At 37.2% G+C, this 19,224-nt stretch carries 19 protein-coding genes and 1 tRNA gene; 12 read left to right on the top strand and 8 right to left on the bottom strand.

The window, feature by feature from the left end; genetic code table 11:
• Positions 1–75: 75 nt before the first annotated feature.
• Positions 76–693, bottom strand: a complete 618-nt coding sequence (locus LC457_RS14655) for a hypothetical protein (protein ID WP_223600531.1) — start codon at positions 691–693, stop codon at positions 76–78.
• 27 nt (positions 694–720) lie between these two features.
• Positions 721–1,020 carry a rhodanese-like domain-containing protein gene (locus tag LC457_RS14650; protein ID WP_047420452.1) on the bottom strand — a complete coding sequence of 100 codons (300 nt, stop codon included), beginning with the start codon at positions 1,018–1,020 and terminating at the stop codon, positions 721–723.
• Positions 1,021–1,195: 175 nt separating this feature from the next.
• On the opposite strand from LC457_RS14650, the gene queG reads away from it, so the two are divergent.
• The 8 genes from queG to LC457_RS14610 all read left to right on the top strand — a co-directional run bounded on the left by queG (position 1,196) and on the right by LC457_RS14610 (position 10,853).
• A complete protein-coding gene (queG, locus tag LC457_RS14645; RefSeq protein WP_223600530.1) occupies positions 1,196–2,134 on the top strand; it encodes a tRNA epoxyqueuosine(34) reductase QueG in 939 nt (312 codons plus the stop codon).
• A gap of 358 nt (positions 2,135–2,492) precedes the next feature.
• Positions 2,493–3,176, top strand: a complete 684-nt coding sequence (locus LC457_RS14640) for a TIGR02117 family protein (RefSeq protein WP_223600529.1) — start codon at positions 2,493–2,495, stop codon at positions 3,174–3,176.
• Positions 3,177–3,179: 3 nt separating this feature from the next.
• A complete protein-coding gene (locus LC457_RS14635) occupies positions 3,180–3,827 on the top strand; it encodes a murein L,D-transpeptidase catalytic domain-containing protein (protein ID WP_223600528.1) in 648 nt (215 codons plus the stop codon).
• A gap of 52 nt (positions 3,828–3,879) precedes the next feature.
• Positions 3,880–4,332, top strand: coding sequence for an SRPBCC family protein (locus LC457_RS14630; protein WP_223600527.1), 453 nt, complete (start codon positions 3,880–3,882; stop codon positions 4,330–4,332).
• Between the two features lie 493 nt (positions 4,333–4,825).
• Positions 4,826–5,122 (top strand): hypothetical protein, encoded by a 297-nt coding sequence (locus LC457_RS14625; protein WP_223600526.1) that lies wholly within the window; start codon positions 4,826–4,828, stop codon positions 5,120–5,122.
• Between the two features lie 59 nt (positions 5,123–5,181).
• Positions 5,182–6,270 carry an efflux RND transporter periplasmic adaptor subunit gene (locus LC457_RS14620; RefSeq protein WP_374200549.1) on the top strand — a complete coding sequence of 363 codons (1,089 nt, stop codon included), beginning with the start codon at positions 5,182–5,184 and terminating at the stop codon, positions 6,268–6,270.
• Between the two features lie 28 nt (positions 6,271–6,298).
• Positions 6,299–9,421 carry an efflux RND transporter permease subunit gene (locus tag LC457_RS14615; RefSeq protein WP_223600524.1) on the top strand — a complete coding sequence of 1,041 codons (3,123 nt, stop codon included), beginning with the start codon at positions 6,299–6,301 and terminating at the stop codon, positions 9,419–9,421.
• Complete coding sequence (locus tag LC457_RS14610) at positions 9,402–10,853, top strand: TolC family protein (protein WP_223600523.1); 1,452 nt, start codon at positions 9,402–9,404, stop codon at positions 10,851–10,853. Before LC457_RS14615 ends, LC457_RS14610 begins: the two co-directional genes overlap by 20 nt.
• A 252-nt stretch (positions 10,854–11,105) precedes the next feature.
• On the opposite strand, the gene LC457_RS14605 is transcribed toward LC457_RS14610, so the two are convergent.
• Positions 11,106–11,528: a cold shock domain-containing protein gene (locus tag LC457_RS14605; protein ID WP_047420468.1), complete on the bottom strand. Its 423-nt coding sequence runs from the start codon at positions 11,526–11,528 to the stop codon at positions 11,106–11,108.
• 724 nt (positions 11,529–12,252) lie between these two features.
• Here LC457_RS14605 and LC457_RS14600 point away from each other — a divergent pair.
• The gene (locus tag LC457_RS14600; protein ID WP_223600522.1) at positions 12,253–13,008 is read left to right on the top strand and encodes an SDR family oxidoreductase; all 756 of its coding nucleotides are present in this window, start codon (positions 12,253–12,255) and stop codon (positions 13,006–13,008) included.
• 78 nt (positions 13,009–13,086) lie between these two features.
• Here LC457_RS14600 and lgt read toward each other — a convergent pair whose 3' ends face one another.
• Positions 13,087–13,923 carry a prolipoprotein diacylglyceryl transferase gene (gene lgt / locus LC457_RS14595; RefSeq protein ID WP_223600521.1) on the bottom strand — a complete coding sequence of 279 codons (837 nt, stop codon included), beginning with the start codon at positions 13,921–13,923 and terminating at the stop codon, positions 13,087–13,089.
• Positions 13,924–14,141: 218 nt separating this feature from the next.
• Between lgt and LC457_RS14590 the strand changes: the two genes are divergently transcribed.
• A complete protein-coding gene (locus LC457_RS14590; RefSeq protein ID WP_223600520.1) occupies positions 14,142–14,837 on the top strand; it encodes a VIT family protein in 696 nt (231 codons plus the stop codon).
• A 121-nt stretch (positions 14,838–14,958) separates the two neighbouring features.
• On the opposite strand, the gene LC457_RS14585 is transcribed toward LC457_RS14590, so the two are convergent.
• Positions 14,959–15,038, bottom strand: a tRNA-Leu gene (locus LC457_RS14585).
• Positions 15,039–15,131: 93 nt separating this feature from the next.
• Positions 15,132–15,899, bottom strand: coding sequence for an MBL fold metallo-hydrolase (locus tag LC457_RS14580; protein ID WP_223600519.1), 768 nt, complete (start codon positions 15,897–15,899; stop codon positions 15,132–15,134).
• Between the two features lie 54 nt (positions 15,900–15,953).
• Between LC457_RS14580 and LC457_RS14575 the strand changes: the two genes are divergently transcribed.
• Together LC457_RS14575 and LC457_RS14570 are read left to right on the top strand one after the other, a co-directional pair.
• Positions 15,954–17,381 (top strand): TonB-dependent receptor, encoded by a 1,428-nt coding sequence (locus LC457_RS14575; protein WP_223600518.1) that lies wholly within the window; start codon positions 15,954–15,956, stop codon positions 17,379–17,381.
• A 13-nt stretch (positions 17,382–17,394) separates the two neighbouring features.
• Positions 17,395–17,844: a GAF domain-containing protein gene (locus LC457_RS14570; protein ID WP_223600517.1), complete on the top strand. Its 450-nt coding sequence runs from the start codon at positions 17,395–17,397 to the stop codon at positions 17,842–17,844.
• A 102-nt stretch (positions 17,845–17,946) separates the two neighbouring features.
• Here LC457_RS14570 and LC457_RS14565 read toward each other — a convergent pair whose 3' ends face one another.
• Positions 17,947–18,414, bottom strand: coding sequence for a cupin domain-containing protein (locus LC457_RS14565; RefSeq protein WP_223600516.1), 468 nt, complete (start codon positions 18,412–18,414; stop codon positions 17,947–17,949).
• 43 nt (positions 18,415–18,457) lie between these two features.
• Positions 18,458–19,198, bottom strand: coding sequence for an ABC transporter substrate-binding protein (locus LC457_RS14560; protein ID WP_223600515.1), 741 nt, complete (start codon positions 19,196–19,198; stop codon positions 18,458–18,460).
• Positions 19,199–19,224: the final 26 nt, after the last annotated feature.

Here is a 19,224-nt window from a genome sequence, read left to right as displayed (position 1 = left end):
GTAGCAATATTGATAAGACATCTTGTAATCAGGATGTCTTTTTCAAATGGGAAAGCTTAAAGATATACTATTGAATTAAAGTAACTGAAGTTCTTCAGCAATATTTTCCTTTGCCTGGGCTTCATATTTCTCCTTAAAATGATCTGTTTTAAAGATGCTTTCAAGTTCCAGAAAATGTTTGAGTACCTTTTTTCGTCCCGGTTTATAAAGAAAATCAGGATAAATAGAATACTCCTTCCTTATATTCTTAGTGTACTCCAAATAGGTTTTAAAATCTTTTCCCAACACAGAAAGATCAGCATCTAAAAGATAATTGGTGTCCTCATGATCAGACTTCAGGTGTGATTTTGTGGCAAGAATCTGTTCCGAAATAATTGAAATGTTATTCTTATCTAAATGAAGTTCGGCAAGCCTTTTTTCTGCTTTGGCCGCACTTTTCTCTTCGTTAATTTTGGAAGTTGCATCGTAGATAACGTCATGGTAAAAAACTGAAAAAGAAATAGCCGTAAAATCTGAGATATTACTTTTCACCGCTTCAAGTTCACTGAACATGTTTTCAAGATGAAGAAGATTGTGATAATGTCTTCCCTTTTCAGAATATTTAGTTTCAATCTCCTTCCAAAGATTGTTAATCAATTGCTCATCTTCTGTAAACAAAGAACAAAGCTTGTCAAATTGATTTTTCAGATTCATAGAAATAAGGGATAAAAAAAGGAACTTTTAAAAAGTTCCCTGATTTGCTTCCAGAACAGCCTTCAGCTCAGCCCAGCCTCCGCCGTTATAACCGTCCTTTAATCCTTGAGCATTAAGATAATCCAATGCCTTTCCGCTTCTGTTTCCACTTCTGCAGAATAAGATCACAGGCTTTTCAACAGATAGAATCTCATCCTGTCTATCTTCTACTTCACCAAGAGGAATATTCTTAGCACCATCTATATTACCGTCCATTTCAAGCTCCATTGGCTCACGAACGTCTATTAATTCATAGTTTCCGGATTGTATTACTTCTATTAAAGACATAGTTGTTGGGTTTAAACATTAAATTAGAAACGAAATTACGCAATTTTTTTTTGAAAAAAATCCTAATTAAAACATAATTTTTCAGAAAAGAAACAGGATAGAAACAGGAGTTCGGACGAAGCTCCACAGAAATCTGAAGATTGATAAAATAATCTTAATTTTGCAGTGTGAAATTATGAATGCAGGCGCTGAAAAATATTCCCAACTGATCAAGTCCAAAGCAAAAAGTTTTGGATTCCAGAGTTGTGGCATTTCTAAAGCTGATTTCTTGGAAGAAGATGCTCCTCATCTTGAAAAGTGGCTGAAGAACAATTATAACGGCGAAATGAAGTACATGGAAAATCATTTCGATAAAAGACTTGATCCCCGACTTTTGGTTGAGGGCTCCAAATCTGTCATTTCACTTTCATACAACTACTTTCCCGAGGAAAAAATTTCAATTTTAGAAAATTACAAAATCTCAAAATATGCCTATGCAGAAGATTATCATGAAGTAATCAAAGAGATTCTCCGGGAGATGGTTGCAGAGCTGCAGGAAGAAATAGGGGAGTTCGGGTTCCGTGTTTTTGTAGATTCTGCACCCATTATGGAAAGAAGTTGGGCGAGAAAATCCGGAATTGGCTGGGTAGGAAAAAATGCAAACCTCATTACCAAGCAAAGCGGTTCTTTTTATTTTCTGGCTGAAATTATCTGTGATTTAGAACTGATTGCCGATCATGCCACTACAGACCATTGCGGAAGCTGCAGAAAATGTATTGATGCATGCCCTACAGATGCTATTGTATCTGAAAAAATTATCGATGGAAGCCGTTGTATTTCTTATGCAACCATCGAGCTCAAAAATGAAATTCCTGATTACTTTAAAGATAAAATGGAAGACTGGATGTTCGGCTGTGATATCTGCCAGGACGTCTGCCCATGGAACCGTTTTTCAGCACCTAACAAACAAAGCCGTTTCCAGCCCAATGAAGCTTTGAAAAACTTCAAAAAAGGAGAATGGAAAGAAATTACCCAGGAAATTTTCTCGGAAATCTTCAGAAAGTCCCCCGTAAAAAGGACCAAATTTGCAGGTTTGAAGAGAAATATTGAGTTTTTACAGAGATCTTCTGATTGATTTTTACCGGAACTTTTGGTGACAATCCCTCCTTTGGAATTTTTTGTAGTTCCAAACCAGAGCTGATAATCGACCATTCCTTAAATTTTTGGCTCTAAGGAGGTAAAGATTTATACCAATAAGTTACTTGAAAAACCTTTCCTATAAAGAAAAATTGATTTTCAGGAGATCAGAATCTCACCGAAAATCAACGTTTTTTTTGTATTCTTTTAGGAGCAGTTTTTACTCTTACTTTAAACCTTTTTTGGGATTTGATAGTTTTACGCATATTTGTGAATATTTCGTAACTAAATATAGCTAATTTTTCGATTAAAACAAATACTTTTACTAAAAAATAAAGATTAAATTTTATTAAAACATGACTGTGAAAACTATATTAATGTATCTCCTGAAAGTGGTAGGAATTATTTTAGGAATTGTAGTGATTTATGTAATTCTCGGATTGCTGATTCCCTATATTCCGGTTTCGGCTAAAGATGATGGACAGAAGAAAGAAATTCCGATTTATATCTATACCAATGGAGTGCATACAGATATAGTAATGCCTGTAAAAAATGATCTGCAGGACTGGAGCCTGAAAATTCCTTTTGCCAATACAAAATCAAAAAAAACAGATTATCAGTACATCGGAATAGGCTGGGGCGACAAAGGATTCTATCTTGATACACCTACCTGGGCAGATCTGAAATTTTCAACCGCTGTGAAAGCTGCATTCTGGCTAAGTGATTCTGCAATGCACTGTACTTATTATAATACGATGAAAGAAGGAGATGACTGTAAAATGATTATGATCAGCAGAAGCCAGTATGAGAACCTGGTAAAATTTGTAGAAGATAAATTTGACAGAGATCAGAATGGTAACTTCATGTTGATTCCTACAAACGCAGTATACAGTGATAATGATGCCTTTTATGATGCAAAAGGTACTTATAGTTTTCTTTATACTTGCAATACGTGGTCAAATAATGCTTTAAAAGCTGCAGGACAGAAAGCTGCGCTTTGGACTCCATCAGATTTCGGAATTTTTCAGCACTATAAGTAATTCATGAAAGGGATTTGTCTGTTTTTCATTGCGCTTTGGCTGTGTTCATGTTCTCAGGAGAAAAAAAACAGTATCATGCATACTGCTGAAATACCTGCTGTGGCCGAAAAGAAACCTTATGCTGACCTTTCCAGAACTAAAATGAAAGCTGAAGAAGCATTGAGGTTCTGCAATTCAAAGGATCTTAATAATGATTTCTGTATCCTTATCGATATGAGTCTCCATTCCGGAGTGAATCGTTTTTTTGTCTGGGATTTTAAAAATAATAAAATCTCAAAAAAATACCTGGTTGGTCATGGCTGTGGTTCCAATTCATGGAGTAAAGATGACTCTAAAGCAAATCCTGGATTCAGTAATGAGGATGGAAGCCACCTTTCATCCTTAGGAAAATATAAGCTTGAAGGAAGAGGGTACAGCGACTGGGGAATCAACATAAAATACCTGATGCACGGCTTTGAAGAAACAAACAGTAATGCTTTAAAAAGGTTTATTGTCTTTCATTCCTGGGATATGATGAGTGATGACGAAGTCTTTCCAAAAGGATCTCCCGAAGGATGGGGCTGTCCTACCGTTTCCAACAATGCTATGAAAGAAATTGATCCGATGATTCAGTACTCAAAGAAACCTGTACTGATGTGGATATATAATTAAACCTTTGTTATACCTTTGTTTTCATAACAATCATGTTAACTGATTCCTCCTTATGAAACATACCCTTTTCCGCGAACAACAGCTCAATTGTGATATAGAAACCGCCTGGAAATTCTTTTCTTCAGCCAATAATCTTTCAGAAATTACCCCGAAAGACATGGGCTTTATTGTATTGACGGAAATGGAAGATGATGAAATCTATGAAGGAATGCTCATCGACTATTATGTTTCCCCTTTGTTCGGTATTAAAATGAAATGGCAGACGGAGATCACCCACGTTGATTTTCAAAAAAGCTTTATTGATTTTCAGAAGAAAGGTCCGTACAAACTATGGAATCACCATCATGAATTTATTTCTAATGAAGAAGGCGTTCTGATGAGAGATACCATAGATTATGAACTTCCGATGGGGTTTTTAGGAGAAATTGCACATCGTCTTTTCGTTAAAAAGAAACTGGAACATATCTTTGATTATCGTTTCAGGGTTCTTAGTAAATTATTCTAGTCATACAATTTTAATCATTCAATAGGAACGGGCTTTAGCCCGTTCAGATAAATAAACCCTTCAACGGCTTTAGCCAAAATCTTTAATGACTTATTTTAGACTCCTACGGAATGACAAACAGAGTGGATAAGCCTTGAGAATAAATAATCAGCTTAATGTGCAAAATCTGTAAGAAAAATTATTCAATAAAAGCATGCCCGTTTAATAACAGATGAAAGTTCAACTGGCTTTAGCCAAAACTTTTAACGACTTATTTTAGATTCCTGCGGAATAACAAACAGGCTGCTAAGTTTATACGTTGTATTTGTCATTCCGTAGGAATCCAAATTCCAAATAATGGAATTATTCATCCATTGTTTAAGTTTTTTTAACAGTTCAATGACCGTATTTCCCAATAGAAATCCCTATTTTTGCAGCGTTATCGTTTTTACTAAAAAACTAATGTGTTCTGGTTGACATGGCAGGTCTGAGGTCATTTTTCTTATTTTATATCATGCTGGTTTTTACCCTTTTCAATTCGAATTGGGCAGAAAAATCATTGCGGAATATTCCTCATGTTCCTCCTGTTACTAACATTCATGTTCTGGATGTTTACGAAGAGGCAGATATGAACACGCATGCATTGCCTGCTGCTGCTAAAATTGTAAAACATTCCGTCAAAAAAAGCGATTCTGCAATTGCAGATTTTTCAGGAATTTTAAAAGTTATTCCGAAAATCACCCTTCCGGAGATTGCTGTATCTACTATTTGTGGAGTCAAATCCTTTCTCCATCTCCTCCAGTTGTACTAGATTTAAGTTATTGAAAATCAAATTGCTTTAACGAAATTTTATAACTTAAACATTTAAAAATGTATTTTAAAACTGTAATAATTTGCCTTTTGGCAACATTATTCGCTGTGTCATGCAGTAAAGACAAGGAGAAAAATAATAAAAAAGACAAAGAAGTTCCAGTACTGGAAATCAAAGAAAAAGATACATTGGTGAGCAACCAGTTTGTCACTGATATCCAGGCTAAAAAGAATGTTGAGATGCGTTCCAGAATCGGAGGTATTATACAGCATATCTATGTAAATGAGGGACAATTTGTACATCAGGGGCAGGCTTTATTTAAAATCAATGATGCCGAGCTGCAGATGGAACTTCTGAAAGCCAATGCGGCATTAAAGCAGACTGAAGCTGATGTTCGTATTGCAGAAGTAGAACTGAAACAGATTCAGAGTCTTCATGCTAAAAAATTTGTGGCCAACAACGAGCTGGAAATGGTGAAGGCAAAGCTGTCTTCTGCTAAAGCAAAACATGCTTTCGCCGATGCGGAAAAGAGAACAGTTCTTCAGAAAATAAGCTTTACAAGAATCACGGCACCTTTTGATGGGGTAATTGATGTGATTCCTCATAAAGACGGAAGTTTGGTAGAAAACGGTACGTTGCTGACTACGCTGTCTCAGCTGAATGAAGTATATGCGTATTTCTCAATCCCTGAAAATCTATATTTTGAGCTTTTGGCTAACGATAAGATCGGAAGTCACCAAAAGATAGAACTGACACTGCCGAACGGAGTCAATTACCAGTTCAACGGAGCTTTGAAAACCGCTGAAGGGGAAATCGACAGAGCTACAGGTTCCATCCGTTATAAAGTACTGTTCCCGAATCCGGACCGTCTGATCAAACACGGTACTTCCGGAAAGCTTATTATTTCTGAGCAACAGAATAACGCAATTCTTATCCCACAAAAATCAACCTTTTCCATTCAGGATAAGACCTATGTTTTTGTAGTGGATAAACAGAATAAAGTGAAAATGACCAGCATTAAGATCGGAACTACCTTAAGGGATTCTTATATGGTAGAAAACGGCCTTAAGAAAGGAGATTTAATCATTTATGAAGGAACTCAGTCTTTAAAAGACGGTGATATTATCAAAATCAAAAAGAAGTATTAACCTTTCATAATCTTTAAATCTATTTACTATGGTAGAAATGTTTATAAGACGAAAGGTTCTTTCGTTGGTTATTTCCATATTATTTGTACTGCTGGGAATAATGGCTTTATTAAAGATGCCTATTACCCAGTTTCCAGACATCGTACCACCTTCAGTAACCGTTACGGCAAAATATACAGGAGCGAATGCCGAAGTATCTGCCAATGCGGTAGCTCTTCCTCTCGAAAGGGCAATCAATGGAGTTCCGGGAATGACGTATATGTCTACGGTTACTTCCAATGACGGTCTTACTCTTATTCAGGTGTTCTTTGAAGTAGGAACAGACCCTGACGTAGCAGCAGTAAATGTTCAGAACAGGGTGACAACTATTCTTGATGAGCTTCCTGAAGAGGTGATCAGGGCCGGAGTTACCACTGAAAAAGAGGTGAACAGTATGCTGATGTATCTTAATATCACGAGTATAGACCCAAGCCAGGATGAGCAATTCATCTATAACTTTACAGATATTAATATCCTTCAGGAGTTGAAACGGATTGATGGAGTGGGGCGTGCCGAGATTATGGGGCAGAAAGAATATTCGATGAGAGTATGGCTGGACCCACAGAAAATGGCCGCTTACAATATCTCTGCGGATGAAGTGATTACTTCACTACAAAAACAGAATATTTCCGCAGCACCCGGAAAAGTAGGAGAAACATCAGGGAAAACTTCCAGCCAGCTTCAATATGTTATCAAATATAAAGGGAAGTTTTTTGAGCCTAAACAATATGAAGAAGTTCCCATCAGATCTGATGTTGACGGAACTATTTTAAAGCTTAAGGATATTGCTAAAGTTGAATTCGGAGCGATGAACTACGGAATGGTTTCCAAAACAGACGGAAGACCCTCTGCATCCATCATGATGAAACAGCGTCCTGGTTCCAACGCTTCCGAAGTTATTGAAAGCGTAAAGGCAAAAATGGAAGAATTAAAAGTCACATCCTTCCCACCCGGAATGGAGTACAACATGGCTTATGATGTTTCCAGATTCCTGGATGCTTCCATCAGTGCTGTACTGACAACTCTTATCGAAGCCTTTATTCTCGTAGGAATTGTGGTATTTATCTTCCTTCAGGACTGGCGTTCCACTTTAATTCCTGTATTAGCTGTACCTGTAGCATTGGTAGGGACTTTTGCCTTCATGAATATGCTGGATTTCTCTGTCAACCTTTTAACATTGTTTGCATTGGTTCTTGCCATCGGTATTGTGGTTGATAATGCCATTGTCGTCGTGGAAGCCGTTCACGTGAAAATGGAAGAAGGAATGAATGCGATGGATGCCACCATCAGTGCCACCAAAGAAATTGCAGGAGCCGTCGTAGCGATTACGATTGTAATGTCAGCCGTATTTATTCCTGTAGCGTTCCTGGATGGTCCGGTAGGTGTATTTTACCGTCAGTTTTCATTGACACTGGCAATCAGTATTGTGATTTCCGGAGTGAATGCATTGACGCTTACCCCGGCGCTTTGTGCTATTATTTTAAAACCTCATGACCACAATAAGAAGAAAACAATTATTGACAGGGCTTTCCAGAGTTTCAATACAGGTTTTGAAAGACTGACCAATGGCTATGTAGGTATTTTATCAAAATTTGCGACAAGAACTACGGTTACTTTCGGACTGTTGTTTTTATTTGTTGGATTGACTTTTGTGACCAGCAAATTCCTGCCAACTGGATTTATTCCCATGGAAGATCAGGGAATGGTATATGTAAGTGTGACCACTCCACAAGGAGCAACGGTAGAAAGAACTGAAAAAGTACTGGATGAAGTCACTGTTATTGCCAAGAAGATTAAAGGAGTTGAAAATGTGACCACACTTGCAGGCTACAGTATTGTAACGGAAATCGCAGGCTCATCATACGGAATGGCGATGATCAACCTTAAAGACTGGAAAGAAAGAAATATTTCTGTGAACGATCTGATCACAGAGCTTTCTGACAAAACAAAAAGCATAGCTGATGCCCAGATTGAGATCTTTGCACCGCCCACAGTTCCCGGATTCGGTAATACCAGCGGCTTTGAATTGCGTTTGCTCGATAGAACCGGAGGAACCATTGAGAATACAGATAAGATTACGAAGGATTTCGTTAAAAAACTGAATGAAGCTCCTGAATTACAGAACAGTTTTACCAGTTTTGATGCTACTTTCCCGCAATATATGATCAATGTGGATTACGATATGGCAGCGAAGAAAGGAGTTTCAGTAGACAATGCGATGTCTACATTACAGACAATGCTGGGATCCTATTATGCCACGAATTTTATTCGTTTCAGCCAGATGTATAAAGTGATGGTACAGGCGAGTCCGGAGCATAGAGATACCCCTGAAAGCATTCTGAATTTATATTTAAAAAATGATAAAGGCGAAATGGTTCCGTTCTCTACCTTCATCACTATTGAAAAAGTGTACGGCCCCGAAGTACTGACGAGGTACAATATGTATATGTCTGCGATGATTAATGGAGAGCCTGCAGACGGTTACAGCTCGGGAGATGCCATTGCTGCCGTAGAGCGTGTTGCCAAAGAAACACTGCCGAGAGGATTTGATGTTGAATGGTCAGGGATGACGAGAGAAGAAATCTTATCTGGAAACCAGACTATTTACATTTTCGCGATCTGCCTTTTATTCGTCTATCTTTTACTGGCTGCACAATACGAAAGTTTCCTTCTTCCTATGCCTGTATTATTAAGCCTTCCAACGGGGATCTTCGGTTCCTATATCGCATTGGTGCTGGCGGGATTGGATAATAATATTTATGCACAGGTAGCATTGGTCATGTTGATTGGGCTTTTGGCTAAAAATGCCATTCTGATTGTAGAATTTGCAGTAGCAAGAAATAAACAGGGATACGATATCATTCCGGCATCAATTGAAGGAGCAAGACAACGTCTGAGACCTATCCTGATGACCTCTTTTGCATTCGTGGCAGGACTTATTCCATTATGTATTGCATCAGGAGCGGGAGCAATAGGTAACCGTTCCATTGGTACAGCCGCGGCGGGAGGTATGTTGATAGGAACTATCTTCGGATTGGTAGTGATTCCGGGACTGTATATATTCTTTGCAAAACTTGAAAATAAGAAGAAAGATGAAAAGATTAAATCATAGAAATATAATATACGGAATTGCTTCACTGAGTTTGGTTTCATGTGCGGTTCCTAAAGTAACCGAGCTGAAAAAGGCGCAGGAGCTACCCAATGAAATCATCAAAACGGATAAAAATAAAACTTCGGATGAATTTCAGCAGATCAATCTGAAGGCTTACTTTACAGATCCACATCTGCTTGAGCTTTTTGATAAAGTAGTACAGGCAAATCCGGATTTCCAGATTGCGCAGCAAAGAGTGGAGATTGCCAATAGTTTCCTTCAAAGATCAAAAATGGATTTACTGCCTTCCCTTGAAGTGGGAGTACAGGCTTCCGGCGACCGATATGGAAAATATACAATGGAAGGAGTAGGAAACTATGATACCAACCTTTCTCCTAATATTACAGAAAACCAGAAAATTAACAGGGATTTTACCCCTAATTACTGGCTGGGTGCAAGAAGCAGCTGGGAAATTGATGCATGGGGCAAGTTGAAAAATAAAAAGATTGCCGCTCAGAAGAAATATCTGGCTTCCACAGAAGGATTGAGATTATTACAGGTAGAACTTTTCACGGATATTGCCAATCTATATTACCAGCTGGTGGCTTTAGATAACCGTCTTGCCATTTACCAGAAGAACTACAACCTTCAGCAAAGAGCATTTGAAATTGTTCTGGCACAACGTGAGGTTGGAAAAGCTACAGAATTGGCGGTACAGCAGTTCAAAGCACAGAATAACAACTGGCTGGCAGAGATTGAACATATCAGAGTAGAAATCGTTACAGTGGAACAGGCTATTACTACGTTGACAGGAAGCTATGGCGGAGAGGTAAAACGCGGAAAAATATTGATGCCTACCAATATGGAAGTTTTAAATAAAACAATTAATGTAGAAGGAGTTATCCATTCCAGACCTGATGTAGCGGCCAATTATTATGTTTTAGAAGCTTCCCAGGCTGATGCAAAGGCTGCGAGAGCTGCTTTTTATCCTAAGATTGATCTTGGTGCAGGTTTCGGACTCAATTCTTTTTCTGTAGAGACATTCTTTAAACCAAGTTCATTGGCTGGGCAATTGTTGGGTGGATTGATGGTACCTGTTTTTAATAAAGGACAATTGAAGTATGAATTCAAAGTAGCGAGTAAAGAGCAGGAAATTGCTTTTTTGAACTACCAGAAAAGTATTACGACTGCTTTTAACGAGCTTCAGTCGATCCTTAAACAGACTAAGATCTATGAACGGGTTTTGAAACTGAAATCAGAAGAAGTAGGCTTCCTGGACCGCGGCGTAGAGGTTTCCAACGATCTCTATCTGACAGGATATGCCAATTATTTTGAGCTGATCAACTCTCAGAAAAGCAAACTGACTGCTGAACTGGATTTATTACAATTCCAGCACCAGAATACCAGAAATAACGTCCTGCTGTTTAAAGCACTGGGTGGGAAACTGGATTAATTTTTACTTTTTTTTACGATGAAGGAAGCTGTCTTTTAGGCAGCTTCTTTTATATTTTAATGCTGTTCTACGGATTCCCGTAATGGTAATTGAGATAATTAAAGGATATTGCGTTAGATTCTAACTTTATATAAGTTGAGTTAACTTTTTTTTATATGTTCCAAAAAAAGAGACTGTCCCAATAGGGCAGTCTCTTTGTATATGGTTTAAAACGAATCTGCTAGTACCGCAGAAACATTTTATAAGTACATATTATTTAACAATCTGAATTTCAACAGCGGAGAATCCTTTAGGAGACTTCTCTTTTTCGAAAGATACTTTGTTTCCTTTTTTTACCGGCTCTACACAGTTGTTGTTGTGGAAGAAGATATTTTCTTTAGAATTGTCTTCAGTGATGAAACCGTATCCTTTTTCACTAAGGAAAGTAACAATTCCTGTTTTTCTTGGATCTTCCTCAATAATAGGAGCAGCACCCAGTTGAATATCATCAAGGTTTACTTCCTGTCTTTGTTCAGGTGGAGTAGAAGTTAATCTTCCGAATTCGTCTACATACATGAAGACATCCTCAGCTCCTTTGTTGTTGTTCGTTTTACGTTCTTCGCGTCTTAGCGCCTTTTCTTTTTGCTTTTGAATTTTTTTCTTGAAATTTTCCTTTTTAGAAAAAGAATCTGCCATAAATTATTTTTAGTATTTAGTTTCTATAAATTAATTGGTTCAATCTGGTCTGTTTTAGACCCCTATAAAGCCTGGCTATGTTTTCTGTTTTAGATTTTCCCAATCATACAGAGCTTTAAAATTCCGACAAGTATTGTTCTTAGTAGAAGAATAAAAGTTTAAAATATGGCTGCTCAAAAAGCAAAGACTGAATAAAAAATATTCGGGTCGTTACAGAAAACAAAGTATTGACTTGGTTATTTAATGTACAAATATACAACAATAAAATGAATTATCCGGTTTTAAATGATTGATTATCAGAAATGGTTTTACGGCTGATATGTCAGGATGCCTTTATAGTCTGAGTGTAAGACGATAATGAGAGTCAGAATAAGTGTATAAAAAAATCCTCAGAATACTGAGGATTATAAAAAAATATATTATAAAAATGAAGTGGTGTATAATACGGCTGTGAAAGTATCAAATGTTATGCCTAAAATTGATGCGTAATAGTGAATTATATAGCTTTGTTTAATATAATAGGGATGTTTCAGGTCATATCTGGCTGGTAAATAGCATTCTATTAAAAAACATTGTTTATATAAAAAAATATAAATGTTTTTGTCTTCATTTAAAATTAGAATCAGAATAATACTTTTTTTAAATAAAACTCCCGAAAACTTCACCATGTTGAGACCGTTTTTATTATCCATCTTTGCTTCATTAACATTTAAAAATAAAATCGATGTCAACACAAAATGTAAAAGGAAAAGTTGTTTTAATTGCCGGAGGAGGTAAAAACCTGGGAGGACTTTTAAGTAGAGATTTTGCAGCAAAAGGGGCAAAACTGGCAATACATTACAACAGTGAAAGCTCAAGAGCAGATAGCGAGAAAACCCTTGCTGAGGTACAGGCATTAGGAGCGGAAGCTTTTTTGTTCCAGGGAGACCTTACCCAAGTAGATAATATTACAAAATTCTTTGATGAAGCGATTTTCCGCTTCGGAGGGATTGATATTGCGATCAATACGGTGGGAATGGTACTGAAAAAACCATTTTCAGAGACTACAGAAGCAGAATACGATACCATGTTCAATGTCAATTCAAAATCGGCTTACTTCTTTTTACAGGAAGCTGGTAAAAAACTGAACGATAAGGGGAAAATCTGTACTATTGTCACGTCATTACTGGCTGCTTACACCGGATTGTATTCTACTTATGCAGGAGCAAAAGCACCCGTAGAGCATTTTACAAGAGCTGCTTCTAAAGAATTCGGAGCAAGAGGGATTTCTGTAACTGCTGTAGCACCTGGCCCAATGGATACTCCTTTCTTCTATGGACAGGAAGCAGATGATGCCGTTGCTTATCATAAATCAGCATCAGCATTGGGAGGACTTACAGATATTAAAGATATCGCCCCGCTGGTAGAATTTCTGGTAACAGAAGGCTGGTGGATTACCGGGCAGACCATCTTTGCTAACGGAGGATATACAACAAGATAATTTATTGGAGCATCCATTAAAAAAGAAACTCACTGAAAACAGCTTTCAGTGAGTTTTTATTTTAGAAGGAATCAGGAATTACGTGGTTTTTACCTTTCCTTTTTCCATTATACTTTTGATGATAAAGAATAAACCGAGAAGAACAAAAGGAATGCTTAACAGCTGGCCCATATTCAGACTCATTCCATGCTCGAATTCTACCTGATCTACCTTGATAAACTCAATCAGAATTCTCATAATGAAGATCAACAGAATACTGATTCCGAAATAAAACCCTCTTCCGATTTTAAATATGTTTTTCCTGTAAATAAAATAGACAGAAAGGAAGATAATAAAATAAGATATCGCTTCGTAAAGCTGGGCAGGATGTCTTGGAAGATCATCTACCTGACGGAATATAAAGGCCCATGGAACATCCGTAGGAACTCCTATGATTTCAGAATTCATCAGATTGGCAAGTCTTATAAAAGTACCACCCAAAGGAAGTACGATCGCTATTGCATCTAAAACCGTCATGAACGGGATAGAAAATTTTCTCGCATAGATAAGAAGCATAATCACCAATCCGATACCACCACCATGACTGGCAAGTCCTGCAAATCCTGTAAAATGATAACTTCCGTCCAATCCCTTTTGAATAGGTAATAAGATTTCAAGTGGATGCTGGGAATAATAATCAAAATCATAAAAAAGACAGTGTCCAAGTCTGGCACCTAATAAAATTCCTATAAGAGCATAAGAAAATAAAGCTTCGTGAGCCTGTGAACTAAGGCCTTCTTTTTTGTAAATACGTTTTAAAATATTTAAACATAAAACCAGCCCTGCAAGAAATAGCAGTCCGTAATATTTTAAAGGAAATCCAAGAATATTGACGATTTCGGGATTCACATCCCAATTGATATATAATAAATTCATTCCTGCAAAGATAAGAAAATAGGAATTTCCGGACCGAATGAAAGTATTTCGGTGTTTTTTAATTTGATTTTCAGAATGCTATGAGTTGATTTTATACATCAGATAGAATTTTGTTTCTGATCATAAGAGGTCTTTATCTGAGGTAAGAATGAACATAATTTAAAATGATTCTTGATGAAACATTTGGTAACTTTAGCATACAACCAAAACAACAAGCTATGCATCATCAGTTGGAGAAACATTATGTAAACAGAGTAGGCTGGCTTCGGGCAGCTGTATTGGGTGCGAATGACGGGTTATTGTCCACTACAAGTATTGTCATCGGGGTTGCAGCCGCAGAACCAGATCGGTATATCATTATTCTTGCGGCACTGGCAGGGATGATTGCAGGTGCCATGTCTATGGCTGCTGGAGAATATGTTTCCGTGAGCTCACAGGAAGATACAGAGAAAGCAGATTTACTTCGTGAAAAACGTGAACTTGAAGAAATGCCGGAAATAGAACTTAGAGAACTGGCCAAAGTATATGAAAAACGCGGCTGTACCAAAGAAACAGCGATGCAGGTAGCCATTGAGCTTACAGAGCATGATGCATTGGGAGCCCACGCCCGTGATGAATTAGGAATTAATGAAATAACACAGGCAAAACCTTTACAGGCAGCAATAGCTTCTTTCGGTTCATTTGCGGTGGGTGCTTTATTGCCGTTTAGCGTTTCTCTTTTGGCACCCCTTAAAGAAATGGTATATTTTCAGTACGGATTTTCAATTATATTTTTAATGCTTTTGGGTGCAATCTCTGCCAGAGCGGGAGGTTCCAGTATTAAAGTAGCGGTATTAAGGATCTGTTTCTGGGGAACCGTTGCAATGGGTATTACAGCGTTTGTAGGGCATATTTTCGGAGTTAATGTAACGTAAATATGATGATAAAAGCGCTTGTAAATATTAAATTTTACACGGTTTTTTACACGGAGGTAAAATTTAATAGATGTATAATAAAATAAAACCTCTGAAATCATTTGATTTTCAGAGGTTTTTGTACCCAGGACCGGGATCGAACCGGTACTCCTAAGAACTGGTGTTTGAGACCAGCGCGTCTACCAATTCCGCCACCTGGGCTTGATGTTTACTTCAAACGTGATGTTTGTTTCAAATTGGTGTGCAAATATAGGAACTTTTTTCAATGTTCAAAAGCTTTTTGAAGAAAAATTTTTAAAAGCTCAGTTCCAAACCATCGTAGGCAAGGTGTATTCCGGGTGGAAGCTGCTTATCTTCAATGTCATGCAATCCTAAATGATGACTGATATGTGTTAAAAATAATTTCTTCGGTTTTAATTCTTCAAACAGTTTGATGACGTCCGGAAGAATAAAATGGGCAGGATGGGGATCAAATTTCCTGATACAGTTTAAGATCAGAACATCCAGATTCTTCAGTTTCTCCTTTTCCGTTTCAGAAATGAATCCGGCATCTGTGATGTAGGCAAGGTTTTTAAATTTGTATCCGAAGACAGTAATTTTATAGTGAATCACTTCTACTGGGGTGATTTCCGTATCCAGTACATGAAAAGGTTTATTTTCAATTTCATGAAGTTCAAAAGCGGGTGCTCCGGGATATCTTACATCAGCAAAAGCATAAGGAAATCTGTTTTTTATTTCATGAGCAACCCTTGAATAGCAATACAGGGGAACATCTTTTCCGCTCTTAAAAATCAGTGGACGCATATCATCCAGCCCGATTACGTGGTCATTATGCTCATGAGTTATCAACGCAATATCTACGGTATGTTCGTGGTTGGTAAGCATTTGCTGCCTGAAATCCGGACCGCAGTCGATCAGTATTTTTTTATTTTCTTCCGTAGTCACCATCACGGAAGAACGCAAACGATTGTCTTTGGGATTTTCAGAAGTACACACTTCACATGTACAGCCAATAACGGGTACACCTTGAGAAGTACCAGTTCCTAAAAATTTCAACTTCATTTTGTTTTGAGGTTGGTTTAATTTTGGTAAATTTACAAAAAATTTCATGTCCTAATGTATCAGAAACTAACTCCTAAACAAAAAGCATTAACAATTAATCTAGATCCTACTATTTATGGTACTTTCGCAGAAATTGGAGCAGGGCAGGAGACTGTTCGCCACTTTTTTAGAGCAGGGGGAGCTTCCGGTACGATTGCTAAGGCGATGTCTGCTTATGACAAAGATTTTAGTGATGCCATCTACGGAAAGGAAGTAAAAAACAGGTACGTTACCCAAAACAGGCTTCGCAAAATGCTTCGGTATGAAGTAGCTTTGATTGAAGAGAGAATTTCAAGAGATAATAATCCTGATAGAAAATTCTTTTCTTATGCCAATACGGTAACAACCATCAATTTTGATAAGACTGTAAAAGGCCACGGCTGGGTAGGAATTCGTTTTCAGACCAAAGAAAATGAAGATTACAATGAAATCGTGATTCACGTAAAATTCAAAGAAAATGATGCTACCCTTCAGCAGGAAACTTTAGGAAACCTGGGAGTAAATCTTATTTTCGGAGCTTTTAATTATTTTGACAACCCAAGAACTTTAGTAGAATCTTTGTATGATGATGTTGCGAAAGACAACCTGGAAATTGATATGATTGATTTTAGCGGGCCTGCTTTTGCGTATGTTGACAACAGATTGATGTCACTTCAGCTGGTGAAAAATGGGATGACCGATGCGGTGATTTTCAATTCTCAGGGTAGTAATATGCTTCCGGCAGATGTATTGTACAAGAAAAATATTTTCGCGGTAAGGGGAAGTTTCAGACCGGTAACGAAAGTAAACATTGATATGCTTAAAAATGGGATGGATATGTTTTTCAAAGACGCTATCTGTACCCATGAAGAAACAGAAGTCCTTATTGAGATCACTATTTCCAATCTGAGAGCAGACGGAGATATTGACGAAAGAGATTTCCTTGACAGGGTTGATATTCTGGCTAAGCTGGGATACACCGTTATTATTTCCAATTTCTCTGAATATTACAGACTGATCGATTATTTTGCATCTTATACAACCGGGGATATCGGAGTAGCGATGGGAGTAAATAACCTGTTGATGGTATTTGATGAGAAATATTATAAAAATATGTCTGGTGGAATCCTTGAAGCATTCGGGAAGTTTTTCAGAAACGGGATGAGAGTATATCTGTATCCTTATAAAGATCCCGAAACACATCAGTTGCTGGATTCTTCAAACCTGAAAGTAGAAGAAAACCTGAAAGAATTATATAAATATTTCAAACATAACAATCGTATTGTAGATATTACGAACTATAATCCGGAGTTTTTAGAAATCTACTCGAGAGAAATTTTGAGAAAAATTGCATGTTGTGTTAAAGGCTGGGAAACTCAGGTTCCGGAAGGTGTAGCAGAAATGATTAAAGAGCGTGGAATGTTTGGATATAAAGAAGAGCTTTCCCTAAAACAATTCTCTTAAAAAAATATATACAATGTCAGAATTAAAGAAAAGACTTTCCTCAATTCTTGAAAGTCCTAAACATAATACAGAAGAAAAACTTGAAAAAGTTTGCCACTTGTTGGATCAGGAAATTTCTTATTTCAACTGGACAGGTTTCTATTTCAAAAACGGAGATAAGGAAGAATTGATTTTAGGCCCTTATGTAGGAGCACCAACAGATCATACCATTATTCCTTACGGTAAAGGAATTTGCGGACAGGTTGCGGTCTCCAATGAAACATTTGTAGTTCCTGATGTGAACGAAGAAAGCAATTATCTAAGCTGCTCCATTGATACAAAAGCCGAAATTGTAGTTCCTATCTTTAAAGATGGAAAAAACATCGGTCAGATTGATATTGATTCCCATACGGTAGATCCTTTTACCAATGAAGACCGTGAATTATTAGAATGGCTTTGTAACGAAGTTTCTAAGGTTTTATAATAGAACTCCAATGTAATTACAATATAGACTCCGGCTTTTATAGTCGGAGTTTTTTATAAATATTGAAATGAAATATAATCCGGAGATTCCCATCTTTACTTTTTATGGATTATAAGTGGTAATGACAAACATGATTAAAGGTTCATCTCCTGTATTTTCGATAGAATGATACCCTATAGAACTGATCGCTGTAATATCTCCTTTCTTGAGAATTTTCTTTCGTATAGGACCTTCAACGCCGGTTCTTTCACGATATTCTCCGGTTCCATGCACTACTACGTACAGTTCCTGCTCATTTCTTTGATTGTGGGTATGAAATCCGGACTCATCTCCTTTATTCAATAAAACCATATACGCCGCCAGACGATTATTGGCTAATTCTTTCTGATCAAACATCTGTAACATATATACAGTTCCGTTTCCACCATACATATTTTCACGTTTATCCATTTGCGTGATAGCCCTTTCATTCTTTTCAAAAGCCATTACATAAAGATTGATGTATTTTGAAACTTCCTGAATAACGTGATTGAATTCTGTTCCTTCAGATAATATAACTGTATCAGACATGTTAGTTTAGTTTAATGTTTAGAGTTTAAAGTTGGTCAAAAAATCAGCTTTGCTGCATCAGATGAATCTCAGCCAGCAATTCTTTAAAATAATTCTCACATTTTGCAATATGGGTTCCATACCAGGAAAATGCTTCGCCATCTACAATCATAATCTTTTTATCAGGGTAAAAAGCCTGCAGTTCCTCAATATGTTTTTCTTTAAACGGAAACGGTTCAGAGGACAGCATGATAACGTCCGCATCCGCAAGATCTTCAGCAGTAATCTGAGGATAGCGTGTTTTATCTTTGAAGATATTCTCAAAACCAATTTCTGATAAAATTCTATGGATAAATGTATCTGATCCAATCGTCATATAAGGATTGTTCCAAATGAGATAAGCTGCTTTCACAGGAGTTTCCAGCTTGGCCTGATTCAGGATTTCATATATTTTAAGATTGAAAAGCTGAGCTCTTTCTTCCTTTCCTAAAAGTTTCCCGAGATTTTTAAGCAGATAATAATTATCTTCAATCGTTTCAACATTGGTTACGGTTACTTTAAAATCACCCATCAGGGCTTCTACCTGATCTTTTACATTCTCTTCCTTATTGGCAAGAATAAGATCCGGCTGTAGCGCTTTTATTTTATCAATATTGATATTTTTGGTCCCACCGATTACTGCTACATTTTTTATTTTATCCTGAGGATGAATGCAGAATTTTGTTCTCCCGATAACTTCATTTTCGGTGAGTCCAAGGTCAAATAAAGCCTCGGTAATAGAGGGTACAAGTGAAACGATTTTCATATTGGCATGTTAGATGATGCCTAAAA

The organism is Chryseobacterium sp. GVT01B (genome assembly GCF_019970045.1).
Classification (GTDB): domain Bacteria; phylum Bacteroidota; class Bacteroidia; order Flavobacteriales; family Weeksellaceae; genus Chryseobacterium.
This window is presented reverse-complemented; position numbering and strand designations above follow the sequence as displayed.